The organism is Streptomyces sp. NPDC104307, from assembly GCF_055584045.1.
Map to the genome: position 1 here is coordinate 223,623 of NZ_JBVJMU010000001.1, position 24,813 is coordinate 248,435.

General features: G+C 70.6%; 21 protein-coding genes. 14 read left to right on the top strand and 7 right to left on the bottom strand.

Annotation, left to right across the window (positions count from 1 at the left end; translation table 11 throughout):
* Nucleotides 1–147: 147 nt before the first annotated feature.
* Complete coding sequence (locus ACZ601_RS00770) at nucleotides 148–1,536, bottom strand: MFS transporter (RefSeq protein WP_469531723.1); 1,389 nt, start codon at nucleotides 1,534–1,536, stop codon at nucleotides 148–150.
* A 428-nt stretch (nucleotides 1,537–1,964) separates the two neighbouring features.
* On the opposite strand from ACZ601_RS00770, the gene ACZ601_RS00775 reads away from it, so the two are divergent.
* The 7 genes from ACZ601_RS00775 to ACZ601_RS00805 all read left to right on the top strand — a co-directional run bounded on the left by ACZ601_RS00775 (nucleotide 1,965) and on the right by ACZ601_RS00805 (nucleotide 8,975).
* Complete coding sequence (locus ACZ601_RS00775; RefSeq protein WP_469531725.1) at nucleotides 1,965–2,474, top strand: DUF4232 domain-containing protein; 510 nt, start codon at nucleotides 1,965–1,967, stop codon at nucleotides 2,472–2,474.
* A gap of 297 nt (nucleotides 2,475–2,771) precedes the next feature.
* Nucleotides 2,772–4,034, top strand: coding sequence for a phosphatase PAP2 family protein (locus ACZ601_RS00780; protein ID WP_469531726.1), 1,263 nt, complete (start codon nucleotides 2,772–2,774; stop codon nucleotides 4,032–4,034).
* 116 nt (nucleotides 4,035–4,150) lie between these two features.
* On the top strand, nucleotides 4,151–4,810 hold the full coding sequence (locus tag ACZ601_RS00785) for a class I SAM-dependent DNA methyltransferase (RefSeq protein WP_469533768.1): 660 nt from the start codon (nucleotides 4,151–4,153) through the stop codon (nucleotides 4,808–4,810).
* Between the two features lie 285 nt (nucleotides 4,811–5,095).
* A complete protein-coding gene (locus ACZ601_RS00790; protein WP_469531728.1) occupies nucleotides 5,096–6,562 on the top strand; it encodes a phenylacetate--CoA ligase family protein in 1,467 nt (488 codons plus the stop codon).
* Nucleotides 6,559–7,602 (top strand): hypothetical protein, encoded by a 1,044-nt coding sequence (locus tag ACZ601_RS00795; protein ID WP_469531730.1) that lies wholly within the window; start codon nucleotides 6,559–6,561, stop codon nucleotides 7,600–7,602. Before ACZ601_RS00790 ends, ACZ601_RS00795 begins: the two co-directional genes overlap by 4 nt.
* A gap of 66 nt (nucleotides 7,603–7,668) precedes the next feature.
* Nucleotides 7,669–8,592, top strand: coding sequence for an NAD-dependent protein deacetylase (locus ACZ601_RS00800; protein WP_469531731.1), 924 nt, complete (start codon nucleotides 7,669–7,671; stop codon nucleotides 8,590–8,592).
* Nucleotides 8,592–8,975: a DoxX family protein gene (locus ACZ601_RS00805; RefSeq protein WP_469531733.1), complete on the top strand. Its 384-nt coding sequence runs from the start codon at nucleotides 8,592–8,594 to the stop codon at nucleotides 8,973–8,975. The genes ACZ601_RS00800 and ACZ601_RS00805 overlap by 1 nt, the downstream gene beginning before the upstream one ends.
* Nucleotides 8,976–8,997: 22 nt before the next feature.
* Here the strand turns inward: ACZ601_RS00805 and ACZ601_RS00810 are convergent, their stop codons facing one another.
* Nucleotides 8,998–9,447, bottom strand: a complete 450-nt coding sequence (locus ACZ601_RS00810; protein ID WP_469531734.1) for a spore-associated protein — start codon at nucleotides 9,445–9,447, stop codon at nucleotides 8,998–9,000.
* A gap of 303 nt (nucleotides 9,448–9,750) precedes the next feature.
* Here ACZ601_RS00810 and ACZ601_RS00815 point away from each other — a divergent pair, with 303 nt between their 5' ends.
* The 3 genes from ACZ601_RS00815 to ACZ601_RS00825 all read left to right on the top strand — a co-directional run bounded on the left by ACZ601_RS00815 (nucleotide 9,751) and on the right by ACZ601_RS00825 (nucleotide 12,865).
* Nucleotides 9,751–10,635, top strand: a complete 885-nt coding sequence (locus ACZ601_RS00815; protein ID WP_469531736.1) for a GH25 family lysozyme — start codon at nucleotides 9,751–9,753, stop codon at nucleotides 10,633–10,635.
* Between the two features lie 106 nt (nucleotides 10,636–10,741).
* The gene (locus tag ACZ601_RS00820; RefSeq protein ID WP_469531737.1) at nucleotides 10,742–11,884 is read left to right on the top strand and encodes a glycoside hydrolase family 3 N-terminal domain-containing protein; all 1,143 of its coding nucleotides are present in this window, start codon (nucleotides 10,742–10,744) and stop codon (nucleotides 11,882–11,884) included.
* A gap of 171 nt (nucleotides 11,885–12,055) precedes the next feature.
* Nucleotides 12,056–12,865, top strand: coding sequence for an acyltransferase (locus ACZ601_RS00825; RefSeq protein ID WP_469531738.1), 810 nt, complete (start codon nucleotides 12,056–12,058; stop codon nucleotides 12,863–12,865).
* Nucleotides 12,866–12,969: 104 nt separating this feature from the next.
* Here ACZ601_RS00825 and ACZ601_RS00830 read toward each other — a convergent pair whose 3' ends face one another.
* The 3 genes from ACZ601_RS00830 to ACZ601_RS00840 are packed head-to-tail and all read right to left on the bottom strand — an operon-like array spanning nucleotide 12,970 to nucleotide 16,298.
* Nucleotides 12,970–14,010, bottom strand: coding sequence for an NAD-dependent epimerase/dehydratase family protein (locus tag ACZ601_RS00830; protein WP_440576480.1), 1,041 nt, complete (start codon nucleotides 14,008–14,010; stop codon nucleotides 12,970–12,972).
* Between the two features lie 29 nt (nucleotides 14,011–14,039).
* The gene (locus tag ACZ601_RS00835) at nucleotides 14,040–14,756 is read right to left on the bottom strand and encodes an IspD/TarI family cytidylyltransferase (protein ID WP_440576481.1); all 717 of its coding nucleotides are present in this window, start codon (nucleotides 14,754–14,756) and stop codon (nucleotides 14,040–14,042) included.
* 3 nt (nucleotides 14,757–14,759) lie between these two features.
* The gene (locus tag ACZ601_RS00840) at nucleotides 14,760–16,298 is read right to left on the bottom strand and encodes a CDP-glycerol glycerophosphotransferase family protein (RefSeq protein ID WP_469531740.1); all 1,539 of its coding nucleotides are present in this window, start codon (nucleotides 16,296–16,298) and stop codon (nucleotides 14,760–14,762) included.
* 590 nt (nucleotides 16,299–16,888) lie between these two features.
* Between ACZ601_RS00840 and ACZ601_RS00845 the strand changes: the two genes are divergently transcribed.
* The 4 genes from ACZ601_RS00845 (at nucleotide 16,889) to ACZ601_RS00860 (ending at nucleotide 21,444) form a co-directional block, all read left to right on the top strand.
* Nucleotides 16,889–19,132, top strand: coding sequence for an MMPL family transporter (locus ACZ601_RS00845; RefSeq protein WP_469531743.1), 2,244 nt, complete (start codon nucleotides 16,889–16,891; stop codon nucleotides 19,130–19,132).
* A gap of 7 nt (nucleotides 19,133–19,139) precedes the next feature.
* Nucleotides 19,140–20,429 carry a sensor histidine kinase gene (locus ACZ601_RS00850; protein WP_469531744.1) on the top strand — a complete coding sequence of 430 codons (1,290 nt, stop codon included), beginning with the start codon at nucleotides 19,140–19,142 and terminating at the stop codon, nucleotides 20,427–20,429.
* Nucleotides 20,426–21,109: a response regulator transcription factor gene (locus tag ACZ601_RS00855; protein ID WP_469531745.1), complete on the top strand. Its 684-nt coding sequence runs from the start codon at nucleotides 20,426–20,428 to the stop codon at nucleotides 21,107–21,109. The genes ACZ601_RS00850 and ACZ601_RS00855 overlap by 4 nt, the downstream gene beginning before the upstream one ends.
* 143 nt (nucleotides 21,110–21,252) lie before the next feature.
* Entirely contained in the window at nucleotides 21,253–21,444 is a 192-nt protein-coding gene (locus tag ACZ601_RS00860; protein WP_440576484.1) for a hypothetical protein, read from the top strand.
* Nucleotides 21,445–21,459: 15 nt separating this feature from the next.
* Here the strand turns inward: ACZ601_RS00860 and ACZ601_RS00865 are convergent, their stop codons facing one another.
* Nucleotides 21,460–23,505 carry a prolyl oligopeptidase family serine peptidase gene (locus ACZ601_RS00865; protein WP_469533771.1) on the bottom strand — a complete coding sequence of 682 codons (2,046 nt, stop codon included), beginning with the start codon at nucleotides 23,503–23,505 and terminating at the stop codon, nucleotides 21,460–21,462.
* 51 nt (nucleotides 23,506–23,556) lie between these two features.
* Complete coding sequence (manD, locus tag ACZ601_RS00870) at nucleotides 23,557–24,771, bottom strand: D-mannonate dehydratase ManD (protein WP_469531747.1); 1,215 nt, start codon at nucleotides 24,769–24,771, stop codon at nucleotides 23,557–23,559.
* Between the last annotated feature and the right edge of the window lie 42 nt (nucleotides 24,772–24,813).

Consider the following 24,813-nt stretch of genomic DNA (forward strand, 5'->3'; position numbering starts at 1 on the left):
ACGACTCGCCTCTTCTCTCCGGACAACGTTGTCACCTGCCGAGCCTGAGGGTTTAGCAGGAGACATGTCAACGCCCAGGAGGCCGGGTGTCGTGTTCGCACCGCCGGGGTGGAACGGCGGGACGGCACGGGCGCCCGCCACAAGCGGTCAGGGCGCGGCACCGGCCCAACCGGCCTGTTTCGGCAGTCGGCCGGAAGCCGTCGTGGCCGTGGAGGACGCCGTGGTCGCGGTGAGCGCGGTACGGCTGGACCAGGTCAGGGCCGCCGTTGCGGTCAGCGCGAGCAGCGGGACGGCGAAGCCGGTTCGCGCCCCCACACCGTCGACGAGCCTGCCGACCGCCGCCGCGGAGACGGCGATGCCCGCCGCGCAGGCGGAGTTCGTCCAGGTGAAGGCCTGGGTGAGGACCGACCTGTCCATGACCGACTCGACGAGCGTCGAGGAGACGATGACGCAAGGAGCGACGCCGGCGCCGGGCAGCAGGAGGGCAAGGCCGAGCTGCCAGGGGGCATCGGCCAGCATCGGCAGCAGCGACGCGCAGGCCAGGAAGGTCAGGATCGGGGGCAGCCGGTGGCCGGGCGGGGTGTGCCGGTGGTAGCGCCCGTAGACCAGACCGGCCAGCAGGCTCGCCGCGCTCATCAGCCCGTACAGGAACCCGGCCGCCGAAGCGGCGTGGTGGAGGGCGGCGAAGGCGCTCACCGATACCTGCATCGAGCCGAAGAAGACGCCGAGGGCCGCGTTGACCGCCAGCAGCGTGCCGAAGTTCCGGGTCCACAGCCGGCCCGGCGCCCGGCCGGACGTACCGCCCCGGGCCACCCTCGCGGCGGGGGCCGGGGCGGTACGGCGCAGTGCCGCGAAGACGAGTCCGGCCCCGACGACGAGCGCCCCCGCCAGCACCGTGCCCGCGGCCGGGTGCAATTGGGTCGCCGTCAGCACCGCGAGGGCGGGCCCCAGGAGGAAGGCGGCGTCGTTGCTCATCGTTTCGAGTGCGAAGGCCGGGGCGAGTTCGGCTCTGCCGTGCAGCAGGGCCGACCAGCGGGCCGCGGAGAGCGCGCCGATCTGCGGGACGGTCGCCCCGGCGGCCAGAGCGGCGGCCATCAGCGGCAGCACCGGCGCGCCGGTCAGAGCCAGCGCGACCAGGGCGGTGATCGCCCCGGCGTGGGCGCAGAGGAGGGGAACGAGGACGCGCGGCTGGCCGAACCGGTCCATCAGTCGGGCCGCCTGCGGACCCACCAGGGTCTCCGCCACGGCGAACGATCCGGTGACCAGGCCGGCCACCGCGAAGGAACCGGTCTCGGCGTGAACCAGCCAGACGATGCCGAGCCCGGCCATGGCCACCCCGACCCGGGCGGGGGCGGCGGCCAGGAAGAAGGCCGCGGCGCCGGGGGTCCGCAGGGCCGAGCGGTAAGAGACCGTCCCAGGCCCGGCCGCCTCCGGGTGGTGAACCGTGCGTCCGGGACGACGGAAACGTGCGGTGTGACCGAAATGTACGGTGTGGAAACGTACGGTGCGATGACGGAACCAGTGCCGCGGTGTCACGGCGAACCTTCCGCTGCACGGCGGGACGGCGCGGGGCAACGGCGCCCGCCGAGGGAGCCGTCCCCCCGCCGCCAGGAGTCGTCCATGGTGACGCGGACGGGGACGGATTCACGGTCCGCGTCGGCGTCGGCTCCAGCGCCGGCAGAAATATTGAGTGGTGAGAGCGGGAAGCCGAGATCGCGTAGTGGATCTCGCAGGGCACGACCTTAGCCGCGATGCCAGGCGCGGAGAAGACCGCGCGAGTCGCTGTTGCGCCGCGTGCGTGGTCGGGCCACGACGACCCGTGCGGGTTACACATACCGGTGCCGCCGCCGTGATAGCCCTGGGGTCACCCCAGCGAGGGTGAGAACGGGGGCAGGAGCCCCCCGTGACCACGCTCCTGACGGAAGATCACCCGCAGGGCCCGCCAAGCACAGCAGGGAAGGTTCATGATGCGTACCACCCGGAAGATCGCCGTCGCCATCGCCGCCAGCGCACTGTTGGGCACCACGGGCGGGACAACGGCGCAGGCCGCGTCCGTGGCGGCCGCCGGCGCCGCCCCCTCCGCATGCCGTCCGGCCAACCACCTCGCGAAGATCACCAACGCGTCCAGCAGCGCGGGGCACCGTCACTACCGTGTCACCCTCACCGCGCCGCGCGGCTACGACCCGTGCCGGCTCGCGGGTTCGCCCACCGATGTTCGGTTCTCGAACCACGGCTCGGAGAGCGGGATCACCGCCGGCCGCTACGGCAGCGCGCGGACCGCGGTGACCTTCGGCCCGGGGCGCCCGGTGCACTTCGACATCCAGGTCCCCAACAACGACTGTGGCGTCCTCGCGGACGAGGTGTCCTTCACGCTCCGGGCTCCGGACGGGGAGATCCCCGGCACGTCCGTGGCCAACGGCAGGCTCAGGGTGGCGGCCGGCACTCTCGTCGGTCCGGTGCGGAGCGGCGCCTGAGACCCTCCAGGGGACGGCCGGGGGCTGGATCGGGCCGACTTGCGTACCACCCGCGACCAGCGAACGCACCCGCACGCCTCCGTTAGCATGTTCGAACTCACGACGAGCATCCCCATCGCTCGCCATTCATCGGAAAGTCGGGTTTTCCGGTGCGAAGAGTGTCTTACTCAACCAACATCTAACAAATCGGCCAAACAATTGATACCTATAGTATCGCGGGTGTTTTCGCGAATAACGAGCAGAACCACGACCGCCCCGTGGCGTCGGCCAAGAGCGATACTGTGGGGCACGGCGGCCGTGGTGACCCTCGGATTCCTGGTCGCGCTGGAGATCTCCGCACGCCATTACGGACTGCCGGGGCCGATAACCACCCAGGCCCAAGAGGTCATAGTCGCCCCGCAGTCGGGCTTCCTGCTCTACGCCAGCATGGCGCTGATGATGGTGGTGCTCACCTGGCGGCAACGGTTCATCGCGATGGGCACCGCGATAGGAATCGATCTCGTCATTCTGCTGGTGCGCTGGGCGGCCGACGCCAGGGTCACCCACGGCCACCCCTTCGGCAATGGGGCGTTGTGGGTGATCGTGGGCTGCGGCGTCATCGCCGTCACACGCCGCACGGGCCAGGAACGCATCCTGCTGCTGAAGGGCGTCGGCCTCGGTCTGCTGCTGGTGACGGGCCGCAAGACCGGTGACACCTGGCTGCTCATCACTTCGAAGACCCGCCCCGCCGTGCTCGACCAGTACGTCGCGACCGCCGATCACGCACTGGGCAACCCCTCGTGGCTGGTGGGGCGGATGGTCCAGGCCACCGGCCCGGTCGGGGACAAGTTCCTCGACTCCGTCTACACGCAGCTCGCGGTCGCCGCGGTCGTCGTCGCGCTGTACCAGTTGCGCAACGTGGCGGCCGACCGCCGCTTCCCCGGCCACCACCTGGTGCGCACCTTCCTGGTCATAGGCCTCCTCGGGCCCGGCATATACGTGCTCTTCCCGGTGGTCGGGCCGGTCTTCGCCTACGGCGCCGACGGCGGACACTGGGCGGTGGCCAACATGTGGCCCAACACGATGCCGCAGATCTCCGCTCCGCACCACATGTCGTTCGACGAGATCACCCCGCGCAACTGCATGCCCAGCCTGCACACGGCCTGGGCCACCTGCATCTTCATCCACTCCCGCAAGGGCCCGCGGGCCCTCCGGTACGCGGGCACGTTCTGGCTGCTCGCCACCCTCTGCGCGACGCTGGGCTTCGGTTATCACTACGGCGCGGACATCATCGCGGGCGTGGTGTTCACGCTCACGATCGAGGCGGGTCTGCGCACGTTCGACCGCGGCTGGGACCGGTCGGGAGTCAAGCTGGTCGCCTACGGCGTCGCCGTCTTCGCCGCGCTGCTGGTGTCGTACCGCTATCTCTCGTTGCCGATGGCCCACCATCCCTGGGTGTCCGGCCCGCTCCTCGTCCTGGCGATGGCCTCGGTGATCCACGGCTACGTGCGGACCACCGAGCAGTGGGAACCGAAGACCGTCCCGGCGCGGCAGCCCGAGCCGCTGCCCGAGCCGGTCTGAGACCGGTGAACAGTCCGGCGGGCTCCGCCCCGGGCAGGGCGGAGCCCGCCGGACTGTCTTCATGGCGACGCGTGCCGCTCCTGCCCGACGCTCCCGGATAGCCTGCGGCTGTGGGAATCGAACAGAACACTGACAACTGGCTGGCGGACACCCGGGTGTCCTACGACACCGTGGCCGACAGCTACGCGGACCAGGTGCGGAACCTCCTGGACGACACGCCTGAAGAACGCGCCGTACTGGCGCTGTTCGCCGCCCGGGTGCGGGAGAACGGCGAAGGTCCGGTCGCGGACGTGGGGTGCGGGCCGGGACGGATCACGGCCCACCTGCACGGACTGGGCATGGACGCGTTCGGGATCGACCTGTCCCCCGGGATGATCGAGGTGGCCCGGCGCGACCACCCCGGCCTGCGGTTCGAACCCGGGTCCATGACGGAGCTCGGTCTCACCGATCGCTCGGTGGCCGGGCTGATCGCCTGGTACTCGCTCATCCACGTCCCCGACGAGGAGATCGGTTCGGTCCTGGCGCACTTCCACCGCGTGCTGAGGCCCGGTGGCCCCCTGTTGCTCAGCTTCCACGTCGGGGACGAGCGGAAGCTGAAGACGCAGGGGTACGGCGGCCACCCGATGAAGGTGTACGTCCATCGGCGCCGGCCCGATCAGCTGGCCGCCCGGCTCGAAGAGGCCGGATTCGACGTCGAGGCGCAGCACACCCTCACCTCGGCCGAGAGCAAGCTCGGGGGCCTCCTCCTCGCGCGCCGGCGGGCTGATGCCCCGTAGCGGAATTCCTGCTGCCGCGCGCAAGTCGGAAGGATTCGTTGATGGAACAACTCCCCTCCTCTAATGTCTCGTTCATCGACCGGCCGTCCTCGGCCGGGAGTGCGCCACATGGAGCCCAGCCGCCCTGAGGGACGGCCCGGAGAAGGGAGATCCACCATGGTCAAGCACTACATCAAGTACGCGTTCAGCACGCTCACCGCGGCGATGTTCGCCAGCATGGTCTGACGGATCAGCCCCGGCCTGGACCGGGAGTTTCAGTCCCGGTCCAGGCATCAGGAGGCTCCCTTGTTCGCGACCGCGCTCAGCCAGCTCCGGTACGGCGCGGCGATCCTGCGCAACCGCCCCATCCGACCGCAGGACCTGGAGCGCATCGCCCGGGACCTGGTCGCGACCCTCGCGGAGTTCGGGGAGCCCGGCGCTGACTCGGCCCTGCTGCCCGGCCGGGCGGGGGCCGTCGACCCCGCCGTACGGCGGACCGTGACCGAGCGCAGCCTGCGGGCCACGGCGCGGGCCGCGGCCCGGCACACGGCGTACTACCGCCGGACGTTCGACGGTCTGGCACTCGACCCCGGCGCCCTCACACCGGAGACCTGGGACCGGGTGCCGGTCACGCCGAAGGCGGCCCTGCGCGGACTGCCGGCCGCCTTCGTGTCCGCCGCCTCCGCTCCCGCGCTGATGGCGCTCACCACGGGCACGAGCGGCACCCCCACCACGGTCTGGTACTCCCGGGCCGAGGTGGAGATCGCGGTGGCCATGAGCACGGTCTCGGCCGTCCTCGGCCTGGGCCTGCGCCCTCGCCACACCGTCGCGTACGCGGGGTGCTCCCGGGCGACCCTGCCGCTGCTCAACGTGGCGGAGTCGGTGACCCGGATCGGTGCCTCCTTCGTCCAGATCGGCACCGTGGACCCGGCCGTGGCGCTGGACCGGCTGGCGACCCCGCTCGGGCTGCGCGGCAAGGCCCCGCAGATCACTCATCTGACCGTCTCCGCGTCCTACCTCTCCGCGCTCGTCGAGGAGGCGGAGCGGGGCGGCCGGCTCCCCTCGGACTTCGGCCTGGAGTCCATCGGCGTCGGCGGCGAAGTACTCTCCGAACCGCTGAAGGAGCGGGCGTCGGCGGCGCTGGGCGCGAAGATCTCCACCTCGTACATGATGACCGAGACCGTGCCCTCGGGCGGGACGCCGTGCACCGAGGGGCATCTGCACCACACCACCGAGTTCGGGCACCTGGAGATACTCGACCCCGTGACCCACGCGCCGACGCCACCGGGCGACGTCGGCATCATCGTGCAGACCCCGTACGTGCCCTACCGGGACTGCACCCTGCTCCTGCGGTACGCGACCGGCGACCTGGTCCGCATCCCCGGGAGCGCGCCGGAGTGCGAACTGGCCCACCTGCCCGCCACCTCGCCGGTGCTCGGCCGCTGGACGGGTCCGCTGAGCCGCGAGATCACCACCTGGTCGGTGCTGAACCTGCTGGAGGCGGAGCCGGACATTCCGCTGCCCGCGCGCTACGCCTTGGTCGACGGGCCGCCGGGCCCGCGCCTCCATGTCCTGGTCCGCAGGCTGCCCGCAGCCGGCCTGCTCGGCAGGCTGGAGGACCGGGCCACCGCGGCGGGCCTCGCACTGGACGCCGTGGTGCTCCATGACGACCAGGCCGCGATGCCACGGACCGGTCCGGTCCGCGCCGATCTGCGTGAGCGCACCTTCGAATCGGTGCGCCCCGCAGCGGTGCGGGCCGTGAGTCCGGCATGAGCGCCGTCGCCCTGGTGGGCCTCAACGTCTGCGTCGCCGCGATCACGGCGGCCGGCGCGGCCTACTTCGGCCGGGTCCGGATGCCCCGTCCGCCGGTCGGCCGGTACGAACTCCCCGACGTCGCCGTGGTGTCCGCCGTGGTCGTGGCCGCTCCCCTGGTCTATCTGGAACTGCCCCGTGCCGCGGTGGCCGTCGTGTTCGGTCTGGTTCTCTGTGCGGCGCTCCAGTTCACCCTCGCGCCTCTGTTCGGCGGGGGCCGGGCCTGGGTGACCGCGCTGGGCTCGGTCGCGGCCACCGCCGGATGCGCGTTCGCGGACCGGACCCTCGCCGTGCTGGTGCTCACCGATGTGCTGCTCGCGATCGCCGTCGTGGGGGTGGCCAACATGTGGGCGCAGAGCGGCATGCGCTCCGCCCATGCCGCATGGTTCGCGGGCGCGCTCGCCTGCTACGACCTGGTGGCGACGGGGCTCACCTCGGTCATGGACCGGTTCGCCGGCCAGGTGATGGGGCTGCCGTTCGCCCCGTTGCTGGCCGTCACCCGGGGCGATCCTCCCGTGGCACTCGGGCTGGGCGACCTGTTGCTCCTGGTGCTCTTCCCGCTGGTGGCACTCAAGGCCTTCGGCCGGGCCGCCGGTCTCCTCGCGGCCGGAATCGGCCTGGCGGTGTCGGCGGCGGTCAGTGCGCTGTTCGCCGCCGGGACCCTGACCGGGGCGTTTCCGCTGCTCACGGCGCTCGGCCCGCTGATCGTGCTCCAGCATGTGCTGTGGGTCCGGGTACGGGGAGCGGAGCGGACCGTCGCCGAGTGGCGCTCGGGAGCCCCGGTGGCCTCGGCCGCCGCCACTCCGGAGGGCCCCGACCCCGAATTGCTCAAGGCCCTCGAACCCGCCGATCCGGAGGGGCTGGGGTCCGACGCACCCGAAGGCGGCTGGCTCGCGGTCCTCGACGGCCGGGTGGTGGGGGCCGGGGCGTCGCCGGGGCTGGCTCGCGGGGACGCACGGCTCCGCGGCTGCGCGTCGGTGCCCGTGGTGCGGCAGAGGTGACCCGGACCGCCCCGGGCCGCCGACGGCGCGGAAGGGCGGCCGAGGACGGTTACGTACTCTTGAGGCATGCGCATGCGCCCCACTCTGAGCTGGTCCCCCACGGAGGACCTGCCGCCCGCCACCACCGACCTGGAGCCGGTCACCGAGGCGCTGGGCGCCGGCCGTGTGCTGGTGCTCAGCGGGGCCGGGATCTCCACCGAGTCGGGCATCCCCGACTACCGGGGCGAGGGCGGGAGCCTGAGCCGGCACACCCCGATGACCTACCAGGACTTCACGGCGAGCGCCCAGGCCCGGCGCCGGTACTGGGCCCGCAGCCATCTCGGCTGGCGCACCTTCGGCCGCGCCCGGCCCAACGCCGGCCACCGGGCGGTGGCCGCGTTCGGGCGGCAGGGCCTGCTCTCGGGGGTGATCACCCAGAACGTCGACGGTCTGCACCAGGCCGCCGGCAGCGAGGACGCGGTGGAACTCCACGGCAGCCTGGACCGGGTCGTCTGCCTCTCCTGCGGCACGCTCAGCTCGCGCCGCGACCTCGCACGGCGGCTGGAGGAGGCCAACCCGGGCTTCCGGCCGGTGGCCGCCGCGATCAACCCGGACGGCGACGCCGACCTCACCGACGAACAGGTCGGGGACTTCCGCGTGGTGCCCTGCGCGGTCTGCGGCGGCATCCTCAAACCGGATGTGGTGTTCTTCGGCGAGGCCGTACCGCCCCGCCGCGTCGAACACTGCCGGGAACTGGTCGGAGCGGCGTCCTCGCTGCTGGTCCTAGGCTCTTCGCTGACGGTGATGTCCGGGCTCCGGTTCGTCCGCCAGGCGGCACAGGCCGCAGTGCCGGTGCTGATCGTCAACCGGGACCCGACCCGGGGCGACCGGCACGCCGTCACCCGCGTCGCGCTCCCGCTGGGAACGGCCCTCACCACGGTGGCCGACCGGCTGGGCGTCCCCGTCGACGACGCCGCCGCCCCTCGCGAAACCGCCATCGAAGGAGACTGATGTCCCGGACGAGCCGCTCCACCTTCCTCCTCGCCGGGCTGATGGCCGGAGCCGGAGCTCTGCACATGGCGGTGCCGAAGGTGTTCGACGGGACCGTTCCGAGGATCCTGCCCGGTACGCCCCGCGCGTGGACGTACGGGAGCGGGGTCATCGAGTTCGCGCTCGCCGCCGGGCTCGTCCACCGGCGGACGCGGCCCGTCGCGGCCCGCGCGACCGCCGGGTTCTTCGTCGCCGTCTTCCCCGCCAACGTCCAGATGGCCCTCGACGCGCGGCACTCCCCCGCCCTGCCGAGGGCCGCGGCCCTCGGCCGGTTGCCCCTGCAGATTCCCCTGGTCATGTGGGCCCGCAAGGTCGCCCGTACCGAGGGCGCCTCACCTCACTGATGGAGCCCGGCGGTGTACCGGGTCAGCGGACTTCGGTGACCCGGTGTTCCTTGAGCTTCGCGCAGTTGGAGTTGTCCACCGACACGTACACGTTGCCGATGCTGCCGCTCCAACTCACGCAGTGGCCCTTGCCGTAGACGTACGCGGGCCCGGCGTACGACGTGTAGTTGCCGTCGTCCCCGGCCCACTCGTCGGTGTCGGAGACGTAGATGGACGTGGACATGTTCTTGGCTGCGCCCGGGTTGGCGCGGATCGTCGCGACGCAGTTCTTGCCGTTCGCGGAGTTGTACGTCAGGTAGACGGTGCCCTGCGAGCCGATGGGCGCCGAGTTCACCGTCTTGTAGGCACTGCCGCAGACCCCCTGCGGTGTGACGTTGGGCGCGGCCGAGGCGGTCGTGCTGAGCACAACCGTGGCGCCCAGCGTCAGCGTGGCCAACGCTCCGACAGTCGCGACATTACGTACGATTCGCATATATCCCCCTTGTAGCTCTGAGAGCGGATTACTCCCACTTGATGTGACCCTCGAACGACAAGGATGGTTGTGCCGGATGCACCCTGAGATGCCAAAGCACCGGCGACCAGCACCACTTGGAGAAAGTTCCGCCGAGACCGGGCCGTTTCCGCAGCTCACCGGAGCGCGAATAGGTCTATACCACTAACGAATCGGAAAACTATTTACCAGCCGCACCCCCCTGTGGCTCACTATGTCGTGTTCGCGTCACGTGGACGCGCGTAGATCCTCTGCCTCTCTCCCCCCACCAAGCAGGAGGAATCCATGCTTCCCCGCCGTCTCTCCCGCACATCCGCGCAGCAAAGACTCTCCGTGGCCGGTGTCCTCGGCGTGAGCGCCGCGCTGACGCTCAGCCTGATGTCGGGTACCGCCGCCTCGGCGCCGCTGCCCTCCGACAGCACCGTGCCACTGGGCAAGGGCTACATGGGCGTGGGCTACGTCCAGGACAGCAAGGACTTCAAGCCGGACACCCGGGAGCCGGCCCTCGAAGCGGCACCTGACGCGAACCTCCTGGCGAACCCCGTGGGGATGGACGTCTCCAGTTACCAGGGCAGCATCAACTGGACCTCGGCCCGGGGCGCGGGCATCGAGTTCGCCTGGATGAAGGCGACCGAGGGCACCACGTACAAGGACCCGACGTTCAGCACCAACTACCTGGGCGCGTACAACGCCGGGGTGATCCGGGGCGCGTACCACTACGGGCGGCCCGACGTGTCCGGTGGCGCGGCGCAGGCGAACTTCTTCGCCGACAACGGTGGCGCCTGGTCCCGCGACAACCTGACGCTCCCCGGCGTACTGGACATCGAGGGCACCTGCTACGGCAAGACGCCCGCCGCGATGCAGTCCTGGATCCTCGACTTCTACAACACGTACAAGGCCCGCACCGGCCGCGACGTCGTCATCTACACCAGCCCGAGCTGGTGGAACTCGTGCACCGGCGGCTGGAGCGGCATGTCCGCCAAGAGCCCGCTGTGGGTGGCCCACTGGACCTCCGCGGGCAGCCCGAGCATCCCGACGGGCTTCCCCTTCTGGACCGTCTGGCAGTACACGTCGACCGGCTCGGTGAGCGGCATCTCCGGCAACGTCGACCGCGACCGCTTCAGTGGTGACCGCTCCCGACTGCTGGCCCTCGCCAACAACACGCCGTGACAGCGGGCCCCGGGGTGCGGTGACCGCAGGAGCGGTGACCGCACCCCGGGGCCGACCACGGCGTGACCGGCCCCGGGCGCAACGACATTTCGCGAAGGAGAGATTCATGAGCTCGACACCACAGCCCCTCAGCAGGCGCGGCGCTCTGCTCGCCGGAACGGCGGCTCTGGCCGGCGGGCTGGGGCTGGCGGGCCGTACGGAAGCGGCCGTACGCATGCCGGAGGGCGCACGCTCCCCCTCGGCCGCCCTGACCCCGGCACAGCGCGCCGGGCAGTGCGTCATCCACTCCTACGCCGGGCTCACGCCTCCGGCCCGGCTGATGGACGCGATCAGCGAGGGGCGGACGGCCGGGGTGATCTTCTTCACCGAGAACATCAAGAGCCTGAGCCAGATCGAGGGCGTCATCCAGGAGATGAACGCGGCCCACGCCGACTCCCCGGTGAGCGCCCCGCTGCTCCTGATGACCGACCAGGAGGGCGGCCTGGTGCGCCGCCTGCCCGGTGAGCCGGTGTGGTCCGCGAAGGACGTCGGCGCCTCGTCGGATCCGGAGGGGGAGGCGGAGTTCACCGGGAGCGGGGCGGGCATGAACCTCGCGGGCGTCGGCATGAACGTGAACCTGGCACCCGTGCTCGACGTGTACCGCACGGCAGGCGACTTCACCGACCAGTACGAGCGGTCCTACAGCGAGGACCCGGCGGCGGTGGCGTCCTGCGGCTCTGCCTTCATCACCGCACAGCAGGCCGCCGGGGTGGCGGCCACCGCGAAGCACTTCCCCGGCCTCGGCCCCGCCTCCGCGAGCCAGAACACCGACCTGGGCCCCGTCACCCTCACCACGTCGGCGGCCACCCTCCGGGGCGTGGACGAGGCGCCCTACCGGGCGGCGGTCTCCGCCGGGACCAAGCTCGTCATGCTGTCCTGGGCCGTCTACCCGGCGCTGGACGCGGACCGGCCCGCCGGCCTCTCCCCCACCGTGATCGGCGAGCTGCGGAACCGGCTCGGCTTCCGGGGCGTGACCGTCACCGACGCGCTGGAGGCCGGGGCCCTCAAGGCCTACGGCTCCACGGCGAAGCGCAGCGTGCTGGCGGCCTCGGCCGGTATGGACCTGATCCTGTGCTCGGCCAGGGACGCCGCTCAGGGGGACGCCGCGGTGACCGCACTGGGCGAGGCGCTGACGGCGGGCACCCTCGACGGGGCGGCCTTCGACGCGGGTGTGAAGCGCGTCAACGCGCTCCGAGGCGGCCTGGCCTGAGCCCCGGGGCCGGCGGCCGGCAGCACGGCCGCTATCGGTTCGATCACGCCAAGGTCCGGCCAAGGACCAGTAATACGGTCACCTGATAGCTTAGGCCGAATCGCAGGCCGGAACGGAGGTACGAGGGGCAGGTCCGACCCTGACCCGGGCGAGGACACCCCTCAGATCACGATGCTGCAAGTACACAAGCTTGAGCGCTACAAGGACGATCAGGGAAACGAGATCGTCTATGACGGCGAGATCCGTGACGCCAAGATCGATATCCGGTTCAAGGGATCGAACAACAGGCTCGTCATCAGTCCCAAGGCTGACGTCAAGGACCTGCTTGTCACCTTCACCGGGGACAACGGTCAGATCGACATCGAACAGACCACGAAGAAGCGCGCTGGTCTCCGCTTCGAGCTGCGCTGCGGGCACGAGTCCCGGATCCGGGTCGGCGAGAACGTGGGCTGTGCCGGCCGCACCTTCCTCTCGGCCGTCGAGGGCGTCTCCGTGACGATCGGTGCCGATGTGATGTTCGCCAAGAACATCGAGGTGCGCGGCGACGACACCCACCCGATCTTCGACGTGCACACCGAGAAGCGGGCGAACCCGTCGCAGTCGATCGTGGTGGGCGAGCACGTCTGGATCGCGAAGCACGCGGTCGTGATGGGCGGCGTCACCATCGGCAACGGCTCGGTGATCGGCTTCCGGTCCATCGTCACCTCGAACATACCCAACAACTGCATCGCGGTGGGAGCACCGGCGCGGGTGGTACGGCGGGACATCGCCTGGGAGCGTCCCGAGGTCGTTTCGCGCCGCCCGGACGAGCAGTATCCGCGCAAGGGCGAGAAGTCCGAGCAGTACTGGAATCCCACCGTCGAGGACGACGTCCCGGCCAAGCCGGTGATCCGGCAGCAGCCCAAGGCGCAGCGACGGGGGGCGGCCCGGGTCCTCCCGGCTCCGGTGCGACGGCTCGCCAGGAAGTTCCGCTCCAACTGAGGCACCCGCTTGCGGCGCTTCGGTGACATCGCGCGAAACGGCCTCGGGCCCGGACTTCCGTCCGGGCCCGAGGCCGTTTCGCGTGCGAGCGATATCCGATTGCGCTACTGGGCCGGGGCGCTCGACTCCAGATGCGTCACCATGCGGTTCAGCCCGGTCGGCAGATCGACCACCGGGCTCCAGCCGAGTGCGGCGAGCCGGGCGCTGTCCAGGCCCTGCTTCTTGGTCAGGCTGTAGGCGCGCGCGTCGGACTCGTTGGTGAACCGGAGCTGCTGCCCGCGCTCCGGGCGCACCTCGGTGAACAGCTCGGCCAGCCGACGGATCGAGACCAGCCCGGCCGGGTCCGCGACGTTGTAGGCCACCTGGTCGCCACGGAGCAGGGCGTAGAAAAGACCCGCGATGGCGTCGGCCACGTAGGTGTAGGTCCGTACGCCGGAACCGTCGCTGTTGAGCACGATGTCCTTGCCGGCCACCACGTTCGCCGCGAAGTCGGCCTGCACGCGCCCGTCGTCGAGCGCCATCCCCGGACCGTAGACGTGCCCGAACCGGACGGCGCGGCTGTCGATGCCGTACTGCGCCTGGTAGGTCGCGCAGATCGTCTCCGCGGCGCGCTTGCCCTCGGCGTAGCAGGCCCTCGGGTTGAGGATGTCGAAGCCGCCGTAGCTCTGCTCGTCGATCAGCTCGGTCTCCGGGGCCTGGGCCCCGTAGACCTCGGCGGAGGACATCAGGACGAATCCGCGGCTGGCCTTCTCCACACAGAGGTCGAGCAGGTTGAAGGTGCCGAGCAGATTCGCCTTGATCGTCATGACCGGCTGGCTGCCGTGCAGGGCGGGGCGTGCGGCGCTCGCCCCGTGGATCACGTAGTCGACCGGGCCGGGCAGTTCGAGCGGAACCGACACGTCCTGGACGACCAGGTTGAAGTCCGGGCGGTCCAGTACGTCCGCGAGCAGCCGCCTGGCCTTCTCCTCGTTGCGCACCAGACCGTGCACGGTGATGCCCGCGCCGTGCCGGTCGTTCAGTGCGAGCAGCGTGTAGACGACGTACGACGGCAGCATGCCGCTCGCGCCGGTGACCAGCACGGTGCGGCCGGACAGCTCGCTCCACGGCAGGTCGCGGTCAAGGATCTCGTCGAGGTCGTGCGCCACGACCGGACTTGAAACGGTGGTCAATGGAATCACGTACCTACGATCTGCTGGTTTTCGAGGATCTCGAAGAACGTCCGGCACAGGTAGAAGTCCTCGGACGTCGTGATCTTGATGTTCGAGCGGGGGCCGACGACCCGGTAGATCTTGCGCCCGTAGCGGTGCATGAGGGAGCAGGAGTCGATGGTGTCGTGCTCGCCCTCCTCGACCGCCCGGTCGTACAGCGAGAGGATCTCGCCGAGCCGGAAGCTCTGCGGGGCCTGCGCGGCGTAGATGTGGTCGCGCGGGATCACGTCGTCGATGTGCTCGTACTCACTCGACACCACGGTCTCGTTGAACTTGGTGCAGGTGATGGCCGAGCCGTGCTCGCGGACCGTCTCGATGTTGGCGGTGATCAACTTGGCGTCGATCAGCGGCCGCACGCCGTCGTGCACCAGCACGACGGTGTCCGCGGGGCACTCCTCGGCGACGGTCCTGAGCGCGTTGTGCCGCGACTCCTGACCGGTCCGGCCGCCGTCGATGACCCACTTGACCTTCTGGATCTCGTACCGCTTGAGGAGCTTCTCCATCAGTTCGCGGTACTCGGGGAGTATCGCGATGGCTATGGCGTCTATCTCCGGGTGCGCCTCGAAGTGTTCAAGGGTGTGGATGATGATCGGCTTGCCGTGGATCTCCAGGAACTGCTTCGGGAGAGCACGGCTGTTCATCCTCGAACCAATGCCGCCGGCGAAAAGCAGGGCAACGTTCACAGGTCATTCCTCCGACTGGTCGCTGAGCGGCTGGTCGCCCACCGCGGTGTTGTCCGGGACGGTGTCCAGCCACTGGTGCCGGCCGCCCGTTTCACGGCCTCCGTGATCGCCGACCACAAGCCAGTCGATCACGCGGTCCGCCGAGTTGGTGTCGACGAAGTCGAAGTTCTCCCGCCGGAACTCCTCGACCTTCGAGAGGTCGAAGTCCTCGTCCTGCAGGGCCTTGAGCAGATCGTCGAAGGTCACGCAGATGGTGCCGGGGGCGACGCTGTCGTAGTCGCGGTGGAACCCGCGGATCACCGAGTACGTGTCCTTGTCGTACGCGTAGAACAGTATCGGCTTGTCGAGCAGGGTGTACTCGTAGATGACCGACGAGTAGTCCGTGACCAGCACGTCGGTCACGTGCAGCAGGTCGTTCGTGTCGGGGAACGACGCGAAGTCGACCAGCCGGTCCGAGTACTCCTCGGGGATCGGCGGGGGCTCCGAGATGAAGTGGTGCATCCGGAAGAGCACGACGTACTTGTCGCCGCAGACCTCGTGGAGCTTCTCGAAGTCGATGCGGTCGTAGTCGTAGTGCGCGTCGCTGATGCTCTTCCCGCGGAAGGTCGGCGCGAACAGCACGATCTTCTTGCCCCGGAACTGCGGGTAGGAGGCGAAGAAGTCTTCCGTGACCTTCTGGGAGTGCTCCTCGTTGAGGAACGTGTCGATGCGGGGAAGACCGGTCGGCACGACCGCCGACTCCTCGACGCCGAACGCCTCCGCGTACACCGGCACCAGGTGCTTGGACCCGGTGATGACGTAGGTGTACTTGCGGTGGGCGTTGGACAGCTTCGGCGAACCGTACTTTCCGAACCGGCTGTAACCGACCGCCTTGAAACCGCTTCCCGCGTGCCAGAGCTGAATTATCTTGGTTTCCGGCGAAATGGTCAGATTGCCGAGAAGCCCGAAGTAGTCGTCCATCAGCACGGTGTCCGACGTCGCGAGCAGATAGATGAGGCGGAGCGTGCTCCACTTGTTCGCGGTCGACGGTATTCGGAACGAGTGATTGAACTTGTACTTCTTGTCCAGGTCCCGCTCGATCATCCGGTCGTGGACGCGCGCCAGGTTGCCACCGAGGCCGGTACGCATCTCGGAGGCGAAGAGAATCTTGTTCCCGCGCGGCGGATTCACACGGCGGGCGGCCCAGTAGAAGCGGTTGGCGAGCTTGCGTCGCCGGGCCCGCGGCAGCACCTTCAGTGCTATTCGCTTGCCGATGGGCTTCTTCGTCTTGGGCTTCTTGCCGCCGCCGCCACCGCGGAACAACTGGTACGTCCGCATGAGGAACTCGGGGTTCTCGTCATCGTCGGAGAGACCGAACGAAATCACGTAGACCGAGCGATTGCGGTCGTAGAGGAAGACCCGGGAACTGACGTCGAGCGTTTCCGTCGCCTTGAGGTCGAACGTCGCCCCCGGCAGCTGTTCGCCATCGACCACCGGGACGATCCGCCATGTGCCGTTGGGCACTTGGCGCCGGTTCTCGAAGTTCGTGACGTTGATATCCAAGCGGTGCTGTTCGGCGCCGATTTGCCGAGAGTTAACCGGGAATTCGCGCCCATTGTCAACAATCAGGAAGCTGAGAGCACTAGCATCTCCAGTAAAGTCGGCGACCTCCACAACGAGACTGAGGTGCACACGCTCCCAGGAAATCGTCGCTATTGAGCAACGCGCCATCGTCGTCCTTCCAATTTGTGAACCGTTACGCCTTCTACGAGGCATGTGCGACGGCCACAGAGCCTGCCAGCGCCAGGTGAGACGATTGCCGGAGCATAGCTTACCGAGTCACACGAGCCCCAAGTCGAGACGGGGGGCCGTCACCGGACGCTGCGGTCGAGCGCGCCCTCGGGCCCTCCCGCAGAACGTGATCCGGCCGGAGCCAGGAGCGCCGGTAAGCCTGTCTGCCACCTCATGCGAAGCCCCTCGAACCGGGTGGGCCTGTGGTGCGCACGTACTAGGACGCCCGAGTGGCTGGTCCGGTTGCACCAGGAGAGGACAGCGTCGCGGGACGATGACCGGCGGGGCGCCGGAGGGAAGTGTGGGAGGCGCGCTCAACCTGCGCGTTCCCCTTGCCTCTCGGTGTCTGGAGTGATCGGAAAGTGGCGACAATTCTCTACCGGATCGGACGGTGGGCCTTCCGGCGGCGCCGGCTGGTGACCGGTCTGTGGCTGAGCGCCCTGGTACTGGCCGGGATCGCCGCCGCCGTCGCACCGGCCGGGCAGGAGGAGGACCTCTCCATGCCGGGGACCGAGTCGCAGAAGGCGTTCGACCTGCTGGACGAGCGCTTTCCCCGGAGCAATTCCCAGGGCGCGGAGGCCCGGCTGGTCTTCCGGGCCCCTGCCGGGCAGCGGGTGACGGCCGGGGCGAACAAGGCGGCCGTCGAGGACGCGCTCGGTTCGCTGGACGGGGGCGGTCAGTTCGCGTCGGCCACCGACCCCTACCGGAGCGGCGCTGTCAGCGAGGACGGCGCCATCGCCTACTCCACGGTCAGTTACACCGCGGCCGCCGCCGATTTGACCGAGTCCGACAGGAGCGCCCTCCAGGACGCCGCCGACCGGGCACGAGGGGCGGGGCTCACCGTGGAGACCGGCGGCTCGGCCCTGGATTCCGAGGAGGAACCCGGCGGTACGACGGAGATCATCGGCGTCGCGGTGGCGGCGGTGGTACTGGTCCTCGCCCTCGGATCGACGGCCGCGGCCGGGCTGTCGCTGCTGACCGCCTTCATCGGCGTGGCCATCGCCTTCGGCCTGGTCTCCGCGCTGGCAGTGCCGCTCGGCCTGAGCTCCACCGTCGCCATCCTCGCGCTGATGCTGGGGCTGGCTGTAGGCATCGACTACGCGCTCTTCATCACCTCCCGCTTCCGCGAGGAGCGCGCCCGTGGCGCCGAGCCGCAGGAGGCCGCGGGCCGGGCGGTGGGCACGGCCGGATCCGCCGTCGTCTTTGCGGGCGCGACCGTCTTCATCGCCCTGGCCGGGCTGGGGGTCGTCGGGATTCCCGAGCTCACCAGGATGGGGCTGGGCGGCGCGGGCGCCGTGGCCCTCGCCGTGCTCGTCGCCCTGACCCTGGTCCCCGCGCTGTTCGGCTTCTTCGGCCACCGGGTACTGCCCCGCGCCGTCCGCCGGGCCCTCCGGCCGGGAAGCGGGCGCCATCCGGCGTCCGGAGTGGCCGGCCGGCCCGGTCTCGGCACCCGCTGGGCGCGGTTCGTGCTGCGCCGGCCGGTGGCCGTGCTGGTGGTCGCCGGACTCGGTCTGGGCGCGGTCGCCCTGCCGGTGCTGAGCCTTGAGCTCGGGCTGCCGGGGGACGAGTCCAAGTCGGTGCGGACCACCGAGCGGCGCGCCTACGACCTGCTGTCGGAGGGCTTCGGCCCCGGCTTCAACGGCCCGCTGACCGTGGTCGTGGACACCCCGGACTCCCAGGACACCCGGGCCACCACGGACCGGGTGATCAAGACCCTGCGAGCCGTGGACGGGGTCGCCTCTGTCGGTGATCCGGTTCTGAGCGAGAGCGCGGACACGGCCGTCCTCACCGCCGTCCCCCGGACAGCGCCGAACAGCGACGCGACCAAGGACCTGGTGCACACGATCCGGGGCGCGGTGTCCGGCGCCGGGTCCGGTACGGACGCACGCGTCCTGGTGACGGGCACCACCGCGCTGAACATCGACATCTCCGAGGCCATGGCCGACGCCCTTCTCCCCTATCTGGCCGTGGTGATCGGACTGGCGGTACTGCTGTTGCTGGTGGTGTTCCGCTCCGTGCTGGTCCCGGTCAAGGCCGCGCTCGGATTCCTGCTGTCGGTGGGTGCGGCCTTCGGTGTCCTCGTCGCCGTCTTCCAGTGGGGCTGGGCCGCGGACCTGATCGGCATCGAGCAGACCGGCCCCGTCATGTCGCTGATGCCGATCCTCATCATCGGGATCGTGTTCGGCCTCGCCATGGACTACGAGGTCTTCCTCCTCAGCCGGATGCGGGAGGCCCATCTGCACGGGGCGTCCCCCGGCGAGGCGATCGTCAACGGCTTCCGGCACAGTGGCCGGGTGGTGGCCGCGGCGGCGGTCATCATGATCAGCGTGTTCGCCGGGTTCATCGGGATGAGCAGCCCGACCATCCAGACGATGGGCGTCGGCCTGGCCGCCGCCGTCCTCTTCGACGCCTTCGTGGTGCGGATGGCGATCGTGCCCGCCGTACTGGCGCTGCTCGGGGAACGGGCCTGGTGGCTGCCCCGTATCCTGAACCGCGTGCTGCCGAACGTGGATGTCGAGGGTGAGGCACTGAGCAGGCCCGCACCGGCCCCTGCGGGCGGGCCGGACGCCTCGGCGGGGCGGCGGCTTCCCGTCGCCCGGGACTGAGCCCGCCGTGACGGTCACGGGTGGCGCGGGTCCGCGACCGCGAAGCACATGGTGGCGGGAGAGTGCGGTCACGGCGACGGCGTTCGCGCTCTGTCTGCTCGGTGGAGTGGCGCAGGTCGACGACACCTTCTCGGCGCCGCCCGCCGCCGCCTACGTCATCGCCGTGGTGTCCTGTGCCGCGCTGACAACGCGTCACCGGGCGCCCCTGGCGGCGCTGGCGGCCACGACCGCGAGCGGCGTACTGGTCCCGCTCCTGGGACTCCTGCTGAGCCCGCCGGTCGTGGCCCCCGCCGTGATCACCGCCTACTCCTACTCGCTCACCGCGCGCACCGAACGGCGCGCGGTAGGCGCGGTGGCACTCGCCTCGCTGGTGCTGCTGGCCGCCTCCACCCCCTTGTCCGGGGGCCTGTCCTGGCAGGACGCGAGCAGGATGATGTCGGTGGCGGCGTTCGTGCTGGTGGCCGGTGTGCTCGGCAACTCGGTGCGGAACCGACGGGCCTATCTGGCGGCGGTGGAGGAGCGGGCCCTGCGGGCCGAGAAGAGCCGGGACAGCGAGGCGCGCCGCAGAGTGGCGGAGGAGCGGGTGCGCATCGCCCGTGAACTGCACGACCTCGTGGCCCACCAGATCACCCTGGCCAACGCGCAGGCCACGGTCGCCGCGCACCTCTTCGACACCCGCCCGGAGCAGACCCGCAAGAGCCTGGGGCAACTCGTCGAGACCACCGGCCACGCGCTCGACGAGCTACGGGCCACGGTCGGTCTGCTGCGCCAGTCCGGGGACGCGGCGGCGCCCGCGGAACCGGCGCCGGGGCTGTCCGGGCTGCCCACCCTCCTGGAGTCCTTCCGCCGCGCGGGCCTGGAGGTGTCGGTGCACCAGGAGGGCGCGGCCAGGCCGCTGCCTCCCGGGGTGGACCTCACCGCCTTCCGCATCGTCCAGGAGGCCCTGACCAACGTGACCAAGCACGCCGGGACCGGCAGCGCCCGGGTGCGCCTCGACTGGAGCCGCGAACGTGTCACCCTCACCGTCGCCAACGACGGAGGTGATGCACACAGCGCCTCGAACCCCACCGGCCCGGTGGATCCGCCGGGCCGTCCGCCGCCCGGCTACGGTCTGATCGGGATGCGTGAACGTGCCACGGCGGTCGGGGGGCACCTCTCCGCGGGCAGGCGTCCGGAGGGCGGCTTCCTCGTCCGCGCCCAGCTCCCCGTCTCGCCCGCACGGGACAGGGCCCGGCCGGCGGCCGGGGCGGCGGCCGGCGAACCGACGGACGACGGAAAGGCCGGGGACACGCCATGACACTCAGAGTGCTGCTCGCCGACGATCAGGCCCTGCTGCGCGAAGCCTTCCGGCTGCTGCTCGACAGCGCCGACGACATCACCGTGGTCGGCGAGGCCGCCGACGGCAGGGAGGCGGTGGGACTCACCCGGGAGCTGCGCCCGGACGTGGTGGTCATGGACATCCGGATGCCGGGGATGGACGGCCTCACCGCCACCTCGGAGATCTGCGCGGACCCGGAGCTGCGGGCCAGCCGCATCCTGGTCCTCACCACGTACGAGACGGACGAGTACGTCGCTCAGGCGCTGCGCGCGGGGGCCGGCGGCTTCATCGGCAAGGGCATCGGGGCCGAGGACCTGCTGGACGCCGTGCGGACGATCGCCGCCGGCGACACGCTCCTGTCCCCCGTCGCGACCCGTTCCCTGGTCGCCCGGTTCCTGGCGACACCGGACGAACCCGAGCCCCGCCACCCTGAACAGCTCGCCCTGCTCACCCCGCGCGAACGCGAGATGGTGGCCCTGGTCGCGACCGGCCTTTCCAACCAGGAGATCGCGGACCGGATGTTCCTCAGCCCCTTCACCGTCCGCGCCCACGTGCAGCGCGCCATGACGAAGCTGGAGGCCCGCGACCGGGCTCAGCTCGTCGTCATCGCCTACCGGACGGGCCTGGCCTCCGCCGCTCCCGGCGGCGACCGCCCCTGACCGGACTCGGGCAGCCGGGCCGACTGAGCGCCCGTCAGCATAGGATGTCCTCCACGGACCGTTCGTACGGGTGAGGGGCAGGGACCGAAGTGTTCGGGGGCAGGAAGACGACAGAGGGCGGGCTGCCGAAGATCCCGCGGGGTGTGGATCCACGGCGAGCCCGTGCCCTGCCGGTGCCGGCCCAGGCGCAGGTGGACGCGCGCATGTTCATGCTGGGCGGCGACAGGATGCGGGCGCTCAGGGTGATCCTGGATGCGACGGGCTACGACCTGCGCCAGGCCCGGGACATCACGTATGCGCTCGTCTACGACATCGAGGTGCCGACACCGGGCTGAGCGACGCCCGCGCGGTCAGCCGTCGGCCGGCCGCTCCTGCGGAGTGAGGTGCTGCCACAGGAAGGTGTGCGTCAGGGCGCTGTTGTGGGCGGCCTGCTCGTTGTCGCCGGCGCCCGCGTGGCCGCCGCCGGTGTTCTCGTGGAGCAGGACGCGGTGGCCGAGTTCGCGCAGCCGGGCCGCCGCCTTGCGGGCGTGGCCGGGGTGGACGCGGTCGTCGCGGGTCGAGGTCGTCAGGAGCACCGGCGGGTAGGCCGGGTCCGCGCGGAGCCGGTGGTACGGGGAGAGCGCGCGCAGGTGGGGGCGGTCGGCCTCGTCGTCCGGGTCGCCGTACTCGGCGATCCATGACGCGCCGGCGAGCAGTTCGTGGAAGCGGAGCATGTCCAGCAGCGGCACCTGGGCGACGATCGCGCCGAACAGCTGCGGGCTGCGGGTGAGCATCGCGCCCATGAGCAGTCCGCCGTTGCTGCCCCCGGCCGCGCCCAGCATGGCCGGGGTGGTGATGCCTCGCGCCACCAGGTCCGCGGCGACGGCCTCGAAGTCCTCGAAGGCCCGTGAACGGTTCGCGCCGAGTGCGGCCCGGTGCCAGTCGGGTCCGTACTCGCCGCCGCCCCGGATGTTCGCGATCACGTAGGTGCCGCCCCGTTCCAGCCACGCGCGGCCCGTCGTCGCGCCGTAGAACGGGGTGAGGGAGACCTCGAAGCCACCGTATCCGTAGAGCAGGGCGGGCCCTGGGGCCGCGCCGGGGGCCGAGCGGTCGGGGCCGATCACGAAGTACGGCACCCGCGTTCCGTCCTCGGAGACCGCGAAGTACTGCTCCGCCGCCAGCCCTGCCGTGCCGAAGCGGGCCGGGGCCTGCTTGAGGATCTCCGAACCGGCGCCGATCTCGCCGCGGTACAGGGTGGACGGCTGGAGGAATCCCGACACGTCCAGGAAGTACTCGTCGGAGACGTCCGGGTCCGTGTCGACGACGCTGACGGCGGACAGCGGGGGGACGTCGGCGAGCGGGCTGCGGGCCCAGCCGCCGGGTGCCGGGGTGAGCACCTCGATGCGGGTGCTGACGTCGCGCATCGTCTCCAGGATCAGATGGTGCCTGGTCCAGGAGTGCCCGGCCAGGGCCGTCCGCTCGTCCGGGGTGAACAGCACCTCCGCGGTGCGGTCGCCCGCCATGAACGCGTCGAAGCCGAACGCCAGCAGGGACCCCGCCGGGTGTCCGAGCCAGCCGGATTTGAGGCTCACGACCAGGTACTCGCGATGGGCGTAGGCGTCGGCGTCGTCCGGCACCTCGATCTTGGTGAGTGAGCCGTCGGCGGTCAGGAGGTGTGTCTCGCTGTGGTGGAAGTCCAGCGACCGGAAGACGAAGTCCCGTTCGAAGCCGGGCGTGCTGTCGTGCCAGCCCCCGGCCGACACGTCCTGCGTCCGGCCCTCGAACACCGGGGTGGCGTCCTCGGCCGGTGTGCCGCGCCGCCATCTGCGTACCGTCCGCGGATAGCCGGAGTCGGTCATGGAGCCCGGCCCGAAGTCGGTGCCGATGAAGACGGTGTCGGCGTCGATCCACCCGATCCGGGTCTTCGCCTCCGGCACCTGGAAGCCGTCCTCGACGAAGGCCCGGGTGGTGAGGTCGAACTCCCGGACCACGACGGCGTCACCGCCGTCGCGCGACAGGCGCACCAGGGCCCGGTCGTACTCGGGGTACCGGACCCGCGCGCCGGCCCACATCCACTTCGCGTCCTCCGCTGCGGCGAGCGCGTCGATGTCGAGGACGACCTCCCACTCGGGGGCGTCCTTGCGGTACTGCTCCAGCGTCGTACGCCGCCACAGGCCGCGCGGATGCGCGGCGTCCCGCCAGAAGTTGTAGAGGAAGGCTCCGCGCCGGACGGTGTACGGGATGCGGTCCGAGGCGTCGAGCACCTCCCGCAGCCCCTCCTTGAGGGAGGTGAACCCCTCGTCGGTGGCGAGTGCGGCCGCCGTCTCCGCGTTCCGTTCGGCCACCCACGCGAGCGCGGCCTCACTCTCGATGTCTTCCAGCCACAGGTACGGGTCGTTTTCGATCACACCCCGAATTGTGCAGGTCCGGGAGGCGCGACGGGACCACGCCCCCCGATGCCCCGAGGATCACCAGTCGTGGACGGTCCCGTCGTGGAGGCGGTTGACCGGCAGATACGCCTGGGCGTACGGGTGGGCCGCCGCCAGCTCCTCGTCCAATTCGACCCCGATGCCGGGGGTCTCGCCCGGGTGGAGATACCCGTCCGTGAAGGTGTAGGCGTGGCGGAACACCTCGTGGGTGAGGGGGGTGTGGCCGGAGTACTCCTGGATGCCGAAGTTGTGGACGGCCAGGTCGAGGTGGACGGCGGCGGCCATGCCGACCGGGGAGATGTCCTCCGGTCCGTGCACGGCGCTCTTGATCTGGTACTGGGCGGCGAAGTCGAAGAGCTTGCGCAGCGGTGTGACGCCGCCGAAGTGGGTGACCGCGGACCGTACGTAGTCGATCAGCTGCTCGGTGATGAGTGCCTGGTAGTCGTGCACCGTGTTGAAGACCTCACCGATGGCCAGGGGGGTGGTGGTGCTGCGGCGCACCAGGCGCAGCGCCTCCTGGTTCTCTGCGGGTGTGCAGTCCTCCAGCCAGAACGGCCGGTAGGGCTCCAGGTCCTTGCCGAGCCGGGCGGCCTGGATCGGGGTGAGCCGGTGGTGGGCGTCGTGCAGGAGCGGCAGTTCGGGCCCGAACTCGGCGCGTACCGCGTCGAAGACGGCGGGCATGTGGCGCAGGTACGCCTCGGTGTCCCAGTCCTCCACCAGGGGGCGCGCCTGCTGGTGCAGGATCTGCGCACCGTCGTCGTCGGTGTCCGCCACTCCGTAGACGGCCTTGAGGCCGGGGATGCCGGACTGGATACGGACGGCGGGGTAGCCCTCGGCGAGCCTGGCCCGCACGGAGTCGAGGAGTTCGGGGATGTCCCGGCCGTTGGCGTGGCCGTAGGTGCGCACGCGTTCGCGGCTCGCGCCGCCCAGCAGCTGGTAGAGCGGGAGTCCCGCCGCCTTGGCCTTGATGTCCCAGAGCGCCACGTCGACGGCGGCGATGGCGGCCATCGTGACCGGTCCCCGCCGCCAGTAGGCACCCCGGTACAGCGACTGCCAGGTGTCCTCGATCCGGTGCGGGTCGAGGCCTATGAGCAGCGGCGCGATGTGGTCGGTGAGGTAGCTGACGACGGCGAGTTCCCTGCCGTTCAAGGTGGCGTCCCCGAGGCCGGTGAGTCCTTCGTCGGTCGTCAGCTTCAGGGTGACGAAGTTGCGGCCGGGGCTGGTGACGACGACCTTGGCGTCGACGATCTTCATGCGTGTGTTCTCTTTCCGGATGTCGGGGGGGGTATGCGGGCC

Coding starts and splice junctions, on each gene's coding strand:
- ACZ601_RS00775 (WP_469531725.1), top strand. CDS start 1,965: ATGATGCGTACCACCCGGAAGATCGCCGTCGCCATCGCCGCCAGCGCA.
- ACZ601_RS00795 (WP_469531730.1), top strand. CDS start 6,559: ATGAGCGCCGTCGCCCTGGTGGGCCTCAACGTCTGCGTCGCCGCGATC.
- ACZ601_RS00800 (WP_469531731.1), top strand. CDS start 7,669: ATGCGCATGCGCCCCACTCTGAGCTGGTCCCCCACGGAGGACCTGCCG.
- ACZ601_RS00805 (WP_469531733.1), top strand. CDS start 8,592: ATGTCCCGGACGAGCCGCTCCACCTTCCTCCTCGCCGGGCTGATGGCC.
- ACZ601_RS00810 (WP_469531734.1), bottom strand. CDS start 9,447: ATGCGAATCGTACGTAATGTCGCGACTGTCGGAGCGTTGGCCACGCTG.
- ACZ601_RS00815 (WP_469531736.1), top strand. CDS start 9,751: ATGCTTCCCCGCCGTCTCTCCCGCACATCCGCGCAGCAAAGACTCTCC.
- ACZ601_RS00820 (WP_469531737.1), top strand. CDS start 10,742: ATGAGCTCGACACCACAGCCCCTCAGCAGGCGCGGCGCTCTGCTCGCC.
- ACZ601_RS00825 (WP_469531738.1), top strand. CDS start 12,056: ATGCTGCAAGTACACAAGCTTGAGCGCTACAAGGACGATCAGGGAAAC.
- ACZ601_RS00855 (WP_469531745.1), top strand. CDS start 20,426: ATGACACTCAGAGTGCTGCTCGCCGACGATCAGGCCCTGCTGCGCGAA.
- manD (WP_469531747.1), bottom strand. CDS start 24,771: ATGAAGATCGTCGACGCCAAGGTCGTCGTCACCAGCCCCGGCCGCAAC.